9 protein-coding genes are annotated in these 13,322 nt (G+C 67.9%); 4 read left to right on the forward strand and 5 right to left on the reverse strand.

Annotated features, from left to right (window positions below):
• Positions 1–78 precede the first annotated feature (78 nt).
• Positions 79–627, forward strand: coding sequence for a hypothetical protein (locus AABQ55_RS15365; RefSeq protein WP_244769666.1), 549 nt, complete (start codon positions 79–81; stop codon positions 625–627).
• Here the strand turns inward: AABQ55_RS15365 and folK are convergent.
• The 3 genes from folK to folP are packed head-to-tail and all read right to left on the reverse strand — an operon-like array spanning position 620 to position 2,392.
• Positions 620–1,138, reverse strand: a complete 519-nt coding sequence (folK, locus tag AABQ55_RS15370; RefSeq protein WP_272805622.1) for a 2-amino-4-hydroxy-6-hydroxymethyldihydropteridine diphosphokinase — start codon at positions 1,136–1,138, stop codon at positions 620–622. The genes AABQ55_RS15365 and folK overlap by 8 nt on opposite strands.
• Entirely contained in the window at positions 1,128–1,496 is a 369-nt protein-coding gene (gene folB / locus AABQ55_RS15375; RefSeq protein ID WP_133035251.1) for a dihydroneopterin aldolase, read from the reverse strand. The genes folK and folB overlap by 11 nt, the downstream gene beginning before the upstream one ends.
• Positions 1,497–1,519: 23 nt before the next feature.
• A complete protein-coding gene (gene folP / locus AABQ55_RS15380; RefSeq protein WP_272805623.1) occupies positions 1,520–2,392 on the reverse strand; it encodes a dihydropteroate synthase in 873 nt (290 codons plus the stop codon).
• Between the two features lie 238 nt (positions 2,393–2,630).
• Here folP and AABQ55_RS15385 point away from each other — a divergent pair, with 238 nt between their 5' ends.
• Positions 2,631–3,242, forward strand: coding sequence for a DUF922 domain-containing Zn-dependent protease (locus AABQ55_RS15385; protein WP_443021096.1), 612 nt, complete (start codon positions 2,631–2,633; stop codon positions 3,240–3,242).
• Between the two features lie 436 nt (positions 3,243–3,678).
• On the opposite strand, the gene AABQ55_RS15390 is transcribed toward AABQ55_RS15385, so the two are convergent.
• Together AABQ55_RS15390 and AABQ55_RS15395 are read right to left on the reverse strand one after the other, a co-directional pair.
• Positions 3,679–3,999: a 2Fe-2S iron-sulfur cluster-binding protein gene (locus tag AABQ55_RS15390; RefSeq protein ID WP_023512203.1), complete on the reverse strand. Its 321-nt coding sequence runs from the start codon at positions 3,997–3,999 to the stop codon at positions 3,679–3,681.
• A gap of 324 nt (positions 4,000–4,323) precedes the next feature.
• Positions 4,324–4,692 carry an Hpt domain-containing protein gene (locus tag AABQ55_RS15395; protein ID WP_272805624.1) on the reverse strand — a complete coding sequence of 123 codons (369 nt, stop codon included), beginning with the start codon at positions 4,690–4,692 and terminating at the stop codon, positions 4,324–4,326.
• Between the two features lie 529 nt (positions 4,693–5,221).
• Here AABQ55_RS15395 and AABQ55_RS15400 point away from each other — a divergent pair.
• Positions 5,222–11,938, forward strand: a complete 6,717-nt coding sequence (locus AABQ55_RS15400) for an apolipoprotein A-IV repeat region-like domain-containing protein (RefSeq protein WP_272805625.1) — start codon at positions 5,222–5,224, stop codon at positions 11,936–11,938.
• A gap of 204 nt (positions 11,939–12,142) precedes the next feature.
• Positions 12,143–13,114 carry a Tim44 domain-containing protein gene (locus tag AABQ55_RS15405; RefSeq protein WP_272805626.1) on the forward strand — a complete coding sequence of 324 codons (972 nt, stop codon included), beginning with the start codon at positions 12,143–12,145 and terminating at the stop codon, positions 13,112–13,114.
• Positions 13,115–13,322 lie beyond the last annotated feature (208 nt).

Below are 13,322 nucleotides of genomic sequence, written 5' to 3' on the forward strand. Positions count from 1 at the left end.
ACCGTCCATTAACCATTTTCGCGCAAATCTCGTCGCACACAAGCAGGCCGGATGGCCGTCGCCCATCAAGGATCGTTCATGTACTCGCGCACTTCTTTGATCGCCCGCGTCTCCGTAGCGGCCTTCCTCGCAGCCGCCGCCGTCGCGCTTCCCGCCTCCGCCGGCCCGCGCGACAAGGCCTTCTTCGAGCAGGTCACCGGCAGCTGGCAGGGCAAGGGCGAGATCGTCGCGGGCAAGTACAAGGGCACCAAGTTCGCCTGCGACCTGACGGGCGACACCACGCCGGCCAAGGGCGCCGGCATCCAGCTCGACGGCTTCTGCCGCGTCGGCGTCTTCAAGCAGCCGATGTCCGCCCTCATCACCCGGTCGGGCGGCACCTACAAGGGCAAGTTCCTCGACGGCGCCGCCGGCAAGGGCCTCGACATCACCTCCGGCCAGGTCAACGGCAACAAGGTGGTCGTCGGCATCAACCGGCAGAAGCTGAACGGCGCGATGATCGCGCGCCTGGAAGGCGACAACAAGATGAACATCACCATCTCGGTGAAGGTCGAGGACAAGATGGTGCCGGTCATCGGCGTCTCGCTCGACCGCAATCTCGACGACATCGCCGTCGGCTCGATCAAGTAGTCTTCCACCATTCCGGTCCGGCGCTCGCCGGCTCGATGCCCGCGACATCCGCATCCTCCAGCCAGGAGGCCACCGTTCGTCCCTCGACCGCGAGGTCGGGCGCCACGTCCGCAAGCGGCATCAGCACGAAGCCGCGCCCCGTCATGCGCGGATGCGGCAGCTCCAGCCGCCCGCCGGATTGCGCCACGCCCTCATAGGTCAGGACATCGATGTCGATGGTGCGCGGGCCCCAGCGCTCCTTGCGCTCGCGCTTCATGTCGCGCTCGATGGCAAGGCAGGTGTCGAGCAGCGGCTCGGGCGCGAGCGTCGTCTCGACCAGCGCACAGGCGTTGAAGAACCAGTCCTGATCGGTCTTTCCCCAGGGCGGCGTGCGGTAGAGCCGCGAGACGGCCGTGACGCGGCAATCGTCCCGCGCGTCCAGCGCCCGCAGCGCCTCGGCCATGGCGCGCACGGGATCGCCGATATTGCCGCCGAGGCCGAGCGCGGCCCGGCGGAAGGGCTCAAACGGCATGATCGACCGTCACCTGCACATGGTCCAGCACGCCCGGCACCGGCGCATTCGGCTTGCGCACCGTGATGCGTGCGCGCGAAATCTGCGGGAAGCGGGCACAGAGCACGGTGGCGATCTCCTGCGCCAGCGCCTCGATGAGATAGCGGCGCTGGCCGGTGACGATCTTCTCGATCTCCTGGAAGGCGACGCCATAGTCGACGGTCGATTCGATCGCGTCGTCGGAGAGCGGGCGCAGCGGCTTGACCTCCAGCTCCGCGTCGACGAAGAACCGCTGGCCGAGGAATTCCTCGGCATCGTGCAGGCCGTGGCGGGCGAAGAAGGCACAGTTCTTGAGCGTGATCGTGTAGGTGGTGGTCATGGTCTTTCCTGTCTGGCTGCCTGTCAGGCGCGCGCCTCGCGTGCCGTCACCTTGCGCCCCGCGGCGAGCATAGCATCCGCCATCGCCAGCGCATCCCTGTTGATTGCGACATCGTGCACCCTGAAGACCGCCGCGCCGGCAGCCCGCAGCAGCGCGGTGGTGGCGGCCGTGCCGGCATCCCGGCCTTCCGCCTCGCGCCCCGTGACGGCGCCGACGAAGCGCTTGCGCGACGTGCCGGCCAGGATGGGCAGTTCGAAGCCGTAAAGCTCGCCGAAACGCGCCATCAGTTCGAGGCTCTCCTCCGTATCCTTGGCAAAGCCGAAGCCCGGATCGAGCACCATCGCCTCGCGCGCGATGCCCGCGGCCCGGGCGATCTCCAGCGAGCGGCCGAGGAAGAGATACTGGTCCTCCACCACATCCGGCCGCTTCTCGCGGTCACGGCCGGTATGCATGATGCAGAGCCCCGCCCCGGTTTCGGCGGCAATGCCGGCAATGTCGGGTTCGCGCTGCAGGCCGTGCACGTCGTTGACGATATGGGCGCCGGCCGCAACGGCAAGCCGCGCCGTCCCGGCCCGGTAGGTATCGACCGAGATGAGCGCGTCCGTCGTGCCAGAAAGCGCCTCGATGACGGGCAGGATGCGGTCCTGCTCCTCCGCCGCCGACACGGCAGCGGCGCCGGGGCGCGTCGATTCCCCGCCGATATCGACGATCTCCGCCCCCTCTTCGAGACAGAGGATGGCCTGCGCCACGGCCTTGTCGGCGCTGTCGAACCGGCCGCCGTCGGAAAAGGAATCCGGCGTCACGTTGACGATCGCCATCAGAATGCCGCGCGGGCCCAGCTCCAGGGACCGGCCATGGGCGAGCGCCCAGCGAAAGGGTTCGAATGGCGAGAACATGGCGGTTTCCTCCCGCAGTCAACGACGGCGCCGCGCGCCGGGGACGCTACGATACGTTAGAATCTCCCCGACACCCTTAGCTTTAAATCAACGGGTTTGAAGTTAAGGGTATCGAGCGGCATCCCGGAAAGGGTGTTGCGCTCGCCGTGCCTATGCCCCAAGCTTGGGGGAAGTTCAACCGGCGCCTTCAGCCGGCCTGTGCATCGGACGATCCGGTGGCGAAAGGAATGCTGACTGAATGACGACCATCGCCCGCCTGATGGCCCTTGCCGCCCTCGCCTGCCTCGCCGTCCCGCCGGCCCGCGCCGAGACCATCACCTCGAAATCCTTCGCCTATTTTTCCGTCGGCGGGCGCACGGCGGCCGAGCTCGACGAGGAGCTGTCGAAACGCGGACCGGTGATGAAGCGCAGCGGCTCGCGCCATCCCGGCGCCACCCGGATCAAATGGGGCGGCTCGGTGACCTATGTGCGCCGCGGCAGCCGCTGCGCCGTCGGCGAGGCGCGGGTGACCCTCTCCACCGAGATCATCCTGCCGCGCTGGAAGAACCGCAAGCGCGCCACCCCGTCGCTCGCGCTCATCTGGGATACGCTTTCGAGCGACATCAAGCGCCATGAGGAGCGCCACGCCGAAATCGCCCGCACCCACGCCCGCAACCTGGAACGCACGCTGAAGACCCTGCGGCCCGAAGCCGACTGCGAGCGCATGCAGGCGCGCGTCGACCGGGCGACGGCCGATGCCGTCTCCAAGCACGATGCCGACCAGGCGCGCTTCGACCGCATCGAATCGAAGAACTTCAACGACCGGATGATGCGCCTCCTGGTGCACCGGCTGAAGAACCGCACCGAGTAAAGGCGCGCGCTGCAGGCAGGTATTTCCTGGAAGAGCTTCAGTGGAACGGGACCGGGCCAAGGCCCGGGCGCTTTTCCATGCATGAAATGACTGGTTAGTTTTAGCGATAGCGCAATTCCGCAAATCGCCGTATTTTTATACCAACAGTGAACGGGAAGACGATTTTCCTTCCCGAAGTTGCATGAAGCGGTTTGTAACAGGTTCTCCTGGCGCGTCCTTACCAAAGCAGCAGGTGTCTCCTCCCTCTCCTGCCTGCGATGCGCCCTCCTGGCCTCGCTCGTCCTGACCGACCGGCGAGGCTCTTTTTTTGCCCTTCTATTCTTGCGAGCCCCCAGAAACCCGCGATCTTTTCTTCATGCGCGAAGAAGAGACACAAAATGCCGGCCGAACCCGGGTCGGATTCGGCCGCTGCCTCAATCAGTCTGAAGGAAAGATGTCAGGCCTGGCGCTCGGGAACGTGGACCACGAGCCCGTCGAGCGCATCCGACATCTTGATCTGACAGGAGAGCCGCGAGGTCGGGCGCACCTCGTAGGCGAAGTCCAGCATGTCCTCTTCCATCGCTTCCGGCGGGCCGACGGTCGCGCTCCAGGCGTCGTCGACATAGACATGACAGGTCGCACAGGCGCAGGCGCCGCCGCACTCGGCCTCGATGCCGGGCACCGAGTTGCGCACGGCATTTTCCATGACCGTGGAGCCGTTGGCGACATCCAGTTCGTGGCGCGTGCCGTCGAAGGCGACGATGGTGAGTTTGCTCATGATGGCTTCCGGATCCTCAAGACTGCCCGGGGCGGGCGATGGCGCTGCCCGGGCGGACGAATGAACGGCCGGCGGAAAGGTGGTCGGCCCGCCGGTTTTCCGCGGACGTTTCCAACAAAACCCCTCCCCAGTCAACATCGCGCGCCCGGCAGGTTCCGGATGGTCCGGGTGCGACGCCGGCTTTTCCCGCAGCGCTAAAGCCCGTCGCGCAACGGGCGCGGTGGTTTTGCGGCAGCGACGGGCGGTGAAGCAAGGGCCTGAAGCGCAGGAAGCGGATCTGTCGGATCGCGATGCGCTTCAGACACGCGGCAGGACCTGCGGCGATCAGCGGCAGAGTTTCAGGATGAAGTTTTCCGCCTCGACCACGGCGGCGGCGACGCCGGCCAGCGCGATGGCATCGGCCGGATTGTCCTCGAGCGCCGCGGCCGTCTTGCTGACGGCGGTGGCGCCGACGGACTGGGCGGAGCCCTTGAGACGGTGGGCGACCGCGCTCCGCGCCGCGCCTTCCGAGGCCGCCAGTTCCTTCATGCTCGCGCGGGCCTGCCGTGCGAACATCTGCAGCACTTCCAGCTCCAGCCCCTTGTCGCCCATGGTCTGGCGGGCCAGATGTACCAGATCGATCGGCTTTTCCCCGGAATGGGACATGCCGCCTGCATTGTCGGGCGCCTCGAATGCGATGTTGAGCGCTGCCATTTGCCAATATCCTTATAGACGCGGTTTACGCTTGTTTCCTTGTGGTGCACGCAGATGTCGATGCGGGACGGGTGTATTCGCCGCTCCATACAGGGACATGGGACAGCCATTCTGCGCGGCCGGCGCGGCTATCCGATTAAAAGACGGCGCAAAATGGGCATGAATCGCAAACTATGGTTAACGGCTGAAAAATTGCCTTTTTCGCAAGGTTTCCATCGCGATACAGAATCGCCCGATGTTAACTTCCTGTTAAGTTTCGGGCGAAGGGAGATGGCAATGAATTGTGTGATACAGGCTAATGTGTCACTACGATACGACCGGATAGTCCCGGTGGATAAGCCGTGGGCGGAGATACACCGCTTCGCCTTTTCGGTCTATCGAGCGAATTTGGAATGAACGGCGGTCCGGACGCTGCTTGCCATGAGGGTATGCAGCAAGACCGGCCACCAACCGGACCGGTTCGAATGCGCCTGAGCAGCGGCAGCGCGCATGAAGCCCGATCCCGGATATGGTAACGAGGCGTAACCGCATGGCGACGAACAAGTCCACCGAGTCGATCGACGACAAGGCCTTCCAGGCCCTTGAAGAAGCATTGAAAATCGACTTTGACGATCTAGCGCCGGAGACGCCCTCGAAGAAGGACGCTTCGGAAGCCCATGTGCCCGAACCAGCTAACAGCGTTCCCAACAAGACGCAGGAAAAACCTGCCAATCGCCCTGCTTCCGGCGAGACCGCACGGGGCCACGGTCCCGAGCAGGCGCCGAAGACGCCTGCCTTCACGCCCGCCAACGACGGCTCCCGCAAGACGCCGGCCGCGATCCTGAAATCGCTGGACGTGCGCTCGGGCCGCGCCTCGATCCGCATGGCCATCCTGATGTCCGTGCTCTGGGTCATCGGCGGTCTCGGCGTCGCCAACCTTCTCTATGCGCCCGAGATCTGGCAGATCCGCTCGGTCGCCGACCTCGTGGCGCTGCCCGGCGCCATCGGCATGGTCGTCGCCATCGTCATGCCGATCATGCTGTTCTTCGCCTTCGCGATCATGATTTCCCGCGCCCAGGAACTGCGCAGCGCCGCCCGCTCCATGGCGGAGGTCGCGCTCCGCCTCTCCGAGCCGGAAACCGTCGCCAGCGACCGCATCATGGCCGTCGGCCAGGCGGTGCGCCGCGAAGTCTCCGCGATGAACGAAGGCATCGAGCGCACCATCGCCCGCGCCACCGAGCTCGAAACCCTCGTGCATTCGGAAGTCAACGCGCTTGAGCGCAGCTATTCCGACAACGAGATGCGCGTGCGCACCCTCGTCCAGGAACTCGGCGCCGAGCGCGAGGCCATCGTCAGCCACGCCGAGCGCATCCGCTCTTCCATCTCCGGCGCGCACGAGCAGCTGAAGGACGAGCTGGCAAGCGCCGGCGACAACCTCACCCAGCGCCTCGCCACCTCGGGCGAAGCCTTCGCCTCGATGCTCGACACCCGCGCCGCCATGCTGATGGAAAAATCCGACAGCGCGACGCAGACGATCGGCGCCATGCTGTCGGCCCGTACCGACAGCCTGCTGTCGACGCTGAGCTCGTCCGGCCTCGCGCTCGCCAACGAGTTCGACAGCCGCCTCGACCAGCTCACCAAGACCCTCGATTCCCGCGGTCGCGACCTCCTGCAGCAGTTCGAGACCCGCGCCAACTCGCTCGACACGAACACCGAGAAGCTGAACGCCGCGCTGAACGAGCGCGCCAAGCAGCTCAACGAGACGCTGATCGCCCGCACCCGCGAGATCAGCGAAAGCCTGTCGATCGGCCAGCAGGCCGTCACCGGCGGCCTCGACGACGTTCTCCAGGCGATGAACGCCGCGCTCGACGAGAAGGGCGCGCAGTTCCGCCAGAGCCTCAAGAACGCCGCCGACGACACGGTCATGGACCTCGACCTGCGCACCGGCTTCTTCGACGAGCGCATGCAGGCGACCGTCGGCCGGGTCTCCGGCGCCTTCGACCAGCGCGTGGAAGAGTTCGCCCAGGCCTTCGACCAGCGCGCCGGCTCGCTCGACAGCAAGCTGATGGAAAGCCTCGCGCGCATCAACGAGACGGTCGCCAGCGGCCGCGAGGCGATGGACGGCATCCTCACCTCCAGCATCGAGCGCCTCGGCAGCACGCTCACCGACCAGTCCTTTGCGCTCGCGACCACGCTCGCCACCAGCCAGGAAGTCATCGAAAACGCCGTTTCCGGCCATGCCGACGCCATCTCCAGCGCCGTCAGCGGTGCGCATGAGCGCATGGGCGCGGTCCTGTCGGAAAAGTCCGCGGCCCTGCTCGGCGGTCTCGCCGAGGTGCAGAACCGCATCGAGAGCGGCTTCGGCAGCCGCGCGGATGCGCTGGCGGAAAGCATTTCGGGCAGCGAACGCCGCCTGACGGAGGCGCTGGATTCCCGCGGCTCGGCGATCGCCACCGACATCGAGGCCGCCCAGGCCCGCATGGAAGAGGCGCTCGGCGCCCGCGCCAGCGCGCTGGTGGAGAGCATTTCGGGCAGCGAGCGCCGCCTGACGGAGGCGCTGGATTCCCGCAGCACCGCGATTGCCAGCGGCATCGAGGCCGCCCAGGCCCGCATGGAAGACGCGCTCGGTGCCCGCGCCGACGAGATCTCCTCGACGATCGCCGCCAGCCACAACCGCATCGACGGCGCGCTTTCCGAGCGCACCGCCGCCCTCTCCTCCATGCTGAACGAGACCGGCAGCCAGCTCGAACAGTCCGTCGGCGCGGCCGCCAGCCGGGTCGAAAACGCCCTGACGGGCGCCGCCCGCCAGATCGACGACGCCATCACCGGCCGCACGGCCAATCTCGCATCGGTTCTGTCCAACAGCGCCGGCGCCATGCAGTCCGCGATCGATGCGGCGGCAGACCGCGTCGAGACGGTCCTGTCCGAGGGCAACCAGCAGCTCACGGGCGTCCTGCACGGCCAGGCGGCCGAGTTCGCCGAGGCCTTCTCCGGCCGCGCCGCCAACATCGCCGAACAGCTCTCCGGCCGCGCGTCGGAACTGGCCGGCTCCCTCGTCTCCACCCATGAGCAGATCCGCGCGACGCTCGACGACCGCATCGACGCGATCAACCTCGCCATCAGCGAGGGCCGCAACCAGCTCGCCGAAACGCTGAACGACCAGGTCGCCACCATCGGCACCTCGATCGCCACCAGCGCCGGCATGCTGGAACTGTCGATGGAGCAGCTCTCGGATCGCGCCTCGACGCTCGCCGGTTCGCTCGTCTCCACCCACGACGAGATCCGCGCGACGCTCGACGACCGCATCGGCGCGATCAACCTCGCCTTCAGCGAGGGCCGCAACCAGCTCGCCGAGACGTTGAACGACCAGGTCGCCTCCGTCGGCACCTCGATCGCCACCAGCGCCGGCATGCTGGAACTGTCGATGGAACAGCTCTCGGGCCGCGCCTCGACGCTCGCCGGTTCGCTCGCCTCCACCCATGACGAGATCCGCGCGACGCTCGACGACCGCATCGACGCGATCAACCTCGCCATCAGCGAGGGCCGCAACCAGCTCGCCGAGACGCTGAACGACCAGGTGACCACGATCGGCACCTCGATCGCCACCAGCGCCGGCATGCTGGAACTGTCGATGGAACAGCACGAGGAGGCCCTCCGCCGCACCATCGACGGCAGCGGCGCCCTGCTCGACCAGCGCGTGCGCGAAAGCGTCGGCGCCGTTGCCGAACGCCTGGTCGAAACCTCCGCGAAGATCGTTCACGCGGCCGACACCTTCGGCAACCGCATGGAACAGACGGTCGACAACGTCGCCAACCGTTTCGACACGACAGGCAGCCGCCTCGAGGAGAATCTCGGCAAGCTGGAAGCCCGCATCGAGCACAGCGTCGACCACGTCTCCGGCCTCGTCGACACCGCCGCCTCGCGTATTTCCGACACCCTGTCGGAACGCCTCACCGACCTCGACCGCATCGGCGGCGACGTCTCGCTGCGCGTCTCCGACGCCCTCTCCCGGCCGATGGCCGAGGTCGAGCGCATCGGCGACGAGACGACGGCGCGCATCGCCGCCGCGCTTTCCGGCCGCGTCGGCGACATCGAGCGCCTCAGCGCCAGCGCTGCCGAGCGCATCGAAGGCGCCCTCTCCGGCCGCATCGGCGATATCGAGCGCGTCACCGGCGAAGCCGCCGAGCGCATCGACGGCGCGCTGGCAAGCCGCGCCGACCAGATCGCCCGCGTTGCCGGGGAAGCGGCGGACCGCATCGACGACACGCTGATCGCCCGCGCCACCCAGATCGAGATGACGGTCGGCAATGCCGCCGAACGCATCGATGGTGTCCTCGTGGGCCGCGTCGACGAGATCAACCGCGTCGTGGGCCAGGTCGCCGATCGCATCGACGACACGCTGCTGGCCCGCGCGACGCAGATCGAGCTGACGGTCGGCAACGCCGCCGAACGCATCGACGGCGCCCTCGTCGGCCGGGTCGACGAAATCAGCCGCACCGTCGGCGAAGCCGCCGAACGCCTCGAAGGCACGCTCCTCAACCGGGCAAGCCAGATCGAGACGACCGTCGGCAATGCCGCCGAGCGCATCGACGGCGCCCTCGTCAACCGCGCCGACGAGATCAGCCGCGCCGTCGGCGAGGCGGCCGAGCGCATCGACGGCACGCTGGCGAACCGCGCCGGCGAGATCGCCCGCATCGCCGGGGAAGCGGCCGAACGCATCGACAGCACGCTCACGGCCCGCACCGGCGACATCGAACGCGTCACCGGCGAGGCCGCCGAGCGCATTGCCGGCACGATCGACGAGAAGACCGGCCGCATCGAGGAACGTCTCGGCACGATGGACCGGGCGCTGACCATCGGTCTCGACAACGTCAACCGCACGATCGACGGCAAGGCCGCCGGCCTCGCCGCGACGCTGCGCGATGCCGTTTCGCAAGCCGCCCAGGACATGGATGCCGAAGCGATCCGCTCGGCCCAGTCGCTCGCCAAGACCGGCGAGGAATTCGCCAGCCTCAGCTCCTCGCTGCGCGGCGCGGTTTCCCGCGCGGCCCAGGAAATGGGCGCGGAAGCCCAGCGCGCCGCCGAAAACATCGCCCGTACGGGCGAGGAGTTCGCCGGCAACCTGTCGGCCCGCAACGAAGCCTTCGCCCGCGCCGTCGAGGAAACCACCTCGACCGCCGTCGCCCGCTTCGCCGAGACGGAAAGCCGCCTCGCCGACCAGGCCCAGTCGCTGCGCGCCGGCCTCGGCGACGTCGAGAAGGCGCTGGAGGCGCGCGGCGCCTCCATCCGCTCGACGCTCGACGAGCGCACCCGCGAGCTCAACTCCATGCTGGCAAGCCGCACCGAGGAGCTCGCCCGCCTGATCGACGAGGAGGCCCGCCCCGTCATCGACAGCTATGCCACCGTCGGCCGGGAGGCTGCCGAGGGCATCGGCGGGGTCGCCCGCGACGCGGCCGAGCGCATCAGCGGCGTTGCCCGCGAAAGCGCCGAACGCCTGCGCAACGAGAACGCCGCGCTCATCAACGCGATCTCCGCCCGCACGGCCGACACGCTCGCCGCCATCACCAGCCGCACGGAAGAAGCCGCCGGCACGATGCGCGAGATCGAAAGCGGCCTTGCGGCCAATGTCGAAAGCCTGATCGCCCGCCTTTCGGAAAGCAACGGCGCGATCGCCGGCATCGTCGACGCGGCGAGCCAGACGCTCGGTGCCATCGACGGCCGCCTGACGAGCACGGCCGAGCGCTTCTCCACCTCCGCCGAGCGCGCTTCCGACATGGTGTCCACCACGTCGCGCCTGCTCGAGGGCAAGGTTGATCGCCTGTCCGACATCTCCGCCGGCACGCTGTCCCAGATCGGCAGCATCGTCGGGCGCTTCGAGGATCATTCGAAGATCCTGTCGCAGGCCTCCGACCTGCTCGCCGCCGCCCAGTCCAACCTCGTCTCGACGCTGGAAGAACGCCAGGATGCGTTGCGTTCGCTCTCCGTCGGCCTCGTGCAGCGCTCGGAAGAGATCGAGAAGACCATGCAGTCGCTCGAAGGCATGGTCGAGGGCGCCTTCAGCCGCGCCGAGGAACGTTCCAACCTCATCGCCGGCAACCTGCGCGGCGGCATCCAGAGCTCGTTCGCCGAAGTCGGCCGCATCCTGAGCGATACGGAGAAGCGCGCCGAGGCCGCCGCCAATTCGCTGCGCGAGCAGCTGATGAAGGCCGGCGAGGAAGCGGGCCAGTCGGTCGAGGGCTCCTTCGCCCGCGCCGAGGAGCGGACCAGGGAAGTGGCGAACCGCCTGCGCGGCAGCGTCGGCGCCTCGCTCTCCGATGTCGATCGCCTGCTCGCCGAGAGCGGCAAGAAGTCCGAAGCCGCCACGACCGTCATGCGCGAGACGCTGCGCGAGGCCGTCGAGGAGGCCGTCGGCAAGTTCTCCGGCGCGACCGAGGAAATCCGCCGCGCCGCCGCCGATATCCGCAAGGAGCTCGACCAGACCCGCGGCGAGCTGAAGCGCGGCGCCTTCGACCTTCCGGAAGAAGCCAAGGAAAACGCCGCCCAGATGCGCCGCGCCGTCAGCGAGCAGATCAAGGCCCTGCAGGACCTGTCCGACATCATCGGCAAGTCCTCCTCCGCGCTGGAAGTCTCCCGCCCGGCGGTGGTCCAGGCCAAGGTCGTCCAGCAACAGCAGCTGGTGCAGGAAACCCGCGTCGAGCCCCGCCGCGAGGAACCGGTCCAGCTGCGCGGCAGCCTCGGCCTCGAGCGTGCCGCCGCGGCCACCGTGCCGCAGCCCCTGCCCGCGGAGACCGAGGCCAAGACCGCCGGCGAAGGCGGCTGGATGCGCGACCTCCTGCGCGGCGCCGTCTCGCGCGAGGAAGCCCAGTTCGGCCAGCCGCGCTCCGATGGCCAGGCCGCCCGCCCGGACAACCGCAACCCGCGCCATGTCGTCGAATCGCTGAACTCGCTTTCGGTCGATATCGCCCGCGCCATCGATCACGACGCCTCGGTCGACCTGTGGCGCCGCTACCAGCGCGGCGAGCGCGACGTCTTCACGCGCCGCCTCTACACGCTGAAGGGCCAGCAGACCTTCGACGAGATCAAGCGCAAATACGAGCGCGAGCCGGAATTCCGCACCGCGGTCGACCGCTACATCTCGGACTTCGAGAAGCTGCTCGCCGATGTGGCCCGCAACGACCGCGACAAGGTGATGACGCAGACCTACCTCACCTCGGACACCGGCAAGGTCTACACCATGCTGGCCCACGCGGCAGGCCGCTTCAGCTGAGCGGACCCGACAGCACGGACAAACGGCCGCCCGCAAGGCGGCCGTTTCGCGTTAGGGGCCTTGCCTGGCCGCGCCGATAACACACCTTTGATGGCGCAAACCGTCCCAGGCTGCCGATTTCCGGCCGCCGAACCTTAAAATCCGGGCCTCCAGCCGCTATATCCGGTCCGACGCGCCACAAGGCGCATGGGAAGAGAGACGGAAATGATCTTTATACAAGGCTTTGGACGCATCCTGGCGACGCTTGCGGTCGCGGTGATGGTGATGATGACGGTGGTGGACGTGGCCGAGGCGCGCCGCGCCGGCGGTGGGTTCGGCAGCCGCGGCAGCCGCACCTTCTCGACGCCCTCGACGACGCGCACCGCACCGACGGATGCCCAGCCGATCGACCGCACCATGACGCGCCAGCAGTCGGCCCAGCCCTCCGCCGGCCGCAATGCCACGGCCACCAATCCGCGCCCCGGCCTCTTCGGCGGCTTCGGCGGCACGCTGCTCGGCGGCCTGATGCTCGGCGGCCTCGTCGGCATGCTGCTCGGCCAGGGCCTCGGCGGCGGCATCGGCTTCCTCGGCCTGATCCTGCAGGTGCTGCTGATCGCCGGCGTCTTCCTGTTCCTGCGCCGCATGTTCGCGCAGAAGAACGCGCCCGCCTATGCCGGCGCCGCCCATGCCCGCAACGCCGCGCCGGGCGGCGGCCCGGACTTCAAGATCCCGAGCATCGGCGGCGGCAGCCGCCAGGCCGCGCCGCAGCCGAAGGGCGGCGACGAGATCGGCATCAAGCAGGCCGACCTCGAGCAGTTCGAAAGCATGCTGAAGGAGCTGCAGGCGGCCTATGCGGCGGAGGATTTCCGCACGCTGCGCCAGATCACCACGCCGGAGGCGATGTCCTACCTCGCCGAGGAACTCGGCGACAACGCCACCCAGGGCCTGAAGAACGAGGTGCGCGACATCCACCTCGTGCAGGGCGACATTGCCGAGGCCTGGCGCGAAGGCGCCGAGGAATACGCCACCGTCGCCATGCGCTACGAGAGCATCGACGTGATGCGCGACCGCGCGACCGGCGCGCTCGTTTCCGGCGATCCGGACAACCTGACGGAAGCCGTCGAGATCTGGACCTTCGTGCGCCGCAACGGCGGCGACTGGAAGGTCTCGGCCATCCAGGGCGTTGAGAACGCCTGACGGGAAGGGCTGCGCGTCGACGTGCGGCCCCTCATCCGCCTGCCGGCACCTTCTCCCCGCAAGCGGGGCGAAGGGAAGCGCCTTGTGGGCTTCCCCAGACAAATGACGTCGCACTGATTTGGAAAGCCATGCCAATTGCTCCTTCTCCCCGCTTGCGGGGAGAAGGTCGCGGCAGCGGGATGAGGGGCTTTCGCACCCCCGCATCACC

The organism is Shinella sp. WSD5-1 (genome assembly GCF_963942435.1).
In the GTDB taxonomy this organism is placed as follows: domain Bacteria; phylum Pseudomonadota; class Alphaproteobacteria; order Rhizobiales; family Rhizobiaceae; genus Shinella; species Shinella yambaruensis.

Excerpts from the sequence above, each read along its gene's own strand:
- AABQ55_RS15390 (WP_023512203.1), bottom strand. The coding sequence starts at position 3,999 with ATGAGCAAACTCACCATCGTCGCCTTCGACGGCACGCGCCACGAACTG.
- AABQ55_RS15400 (WP_272805625.1), top strand. The coding sequence starts at position 5,222 with ATGGCGACGAACAAGTCCACCGAGTCGATCGACGACAAGGCCTTCCAG.
- AABQ55_RS15385 (WP_443021096.1), top strand. The coding sequence starts at position 2,631 with ATGACGACCATCGCCCGCCTGATGGCCCTTGCCGCCCTCGCCTGCCTC.
- AABQ55_RS15365 (WP_244769666.1), top strand. The coding sequence starts at position 79 with ATGTACTCGCGCACTTCTTTGATCGCCCGCGTCTCCGTAGCGGCCTTC.
- folP (WP_272805623.1), bottom strand. The coding sequence starts at position 2,392 with ATGTTCTCGCCATTCGAACCCTTTCGCTGGGCGCTCGCCCATGGCCGG.
- folB (WP_133035251.1), bottom strand. The coding sequence starts at position 1,496 with ATGACCACCACCTACACGATCACGCTCAAGAACTGTGCCTTCTTCGCC.
- AABQ55_RS15405 (WP_272805626.1), top strand. The coding sequence starts at position 12,143 with ATGATCTTTATACAAGGCTTTGGACGCATCCTGGCGACGCTTGCGGTC.
- folK (WP_272805622.1), bottom strand. The coding sequence starts at position 1,138 with ATGCCGTTTGAGCCCTTCCGCCGGGCCGCGCTCGGCCTCGGCGGCAAT.
- AABQ55_RS15395 (WP_272805624.1), bottom strand. The coding sequence starts at position 4,692 with ATGGCAGCGCTCAACATCGCATTCGAGGCGCCCGACAATGCAGGCGGC.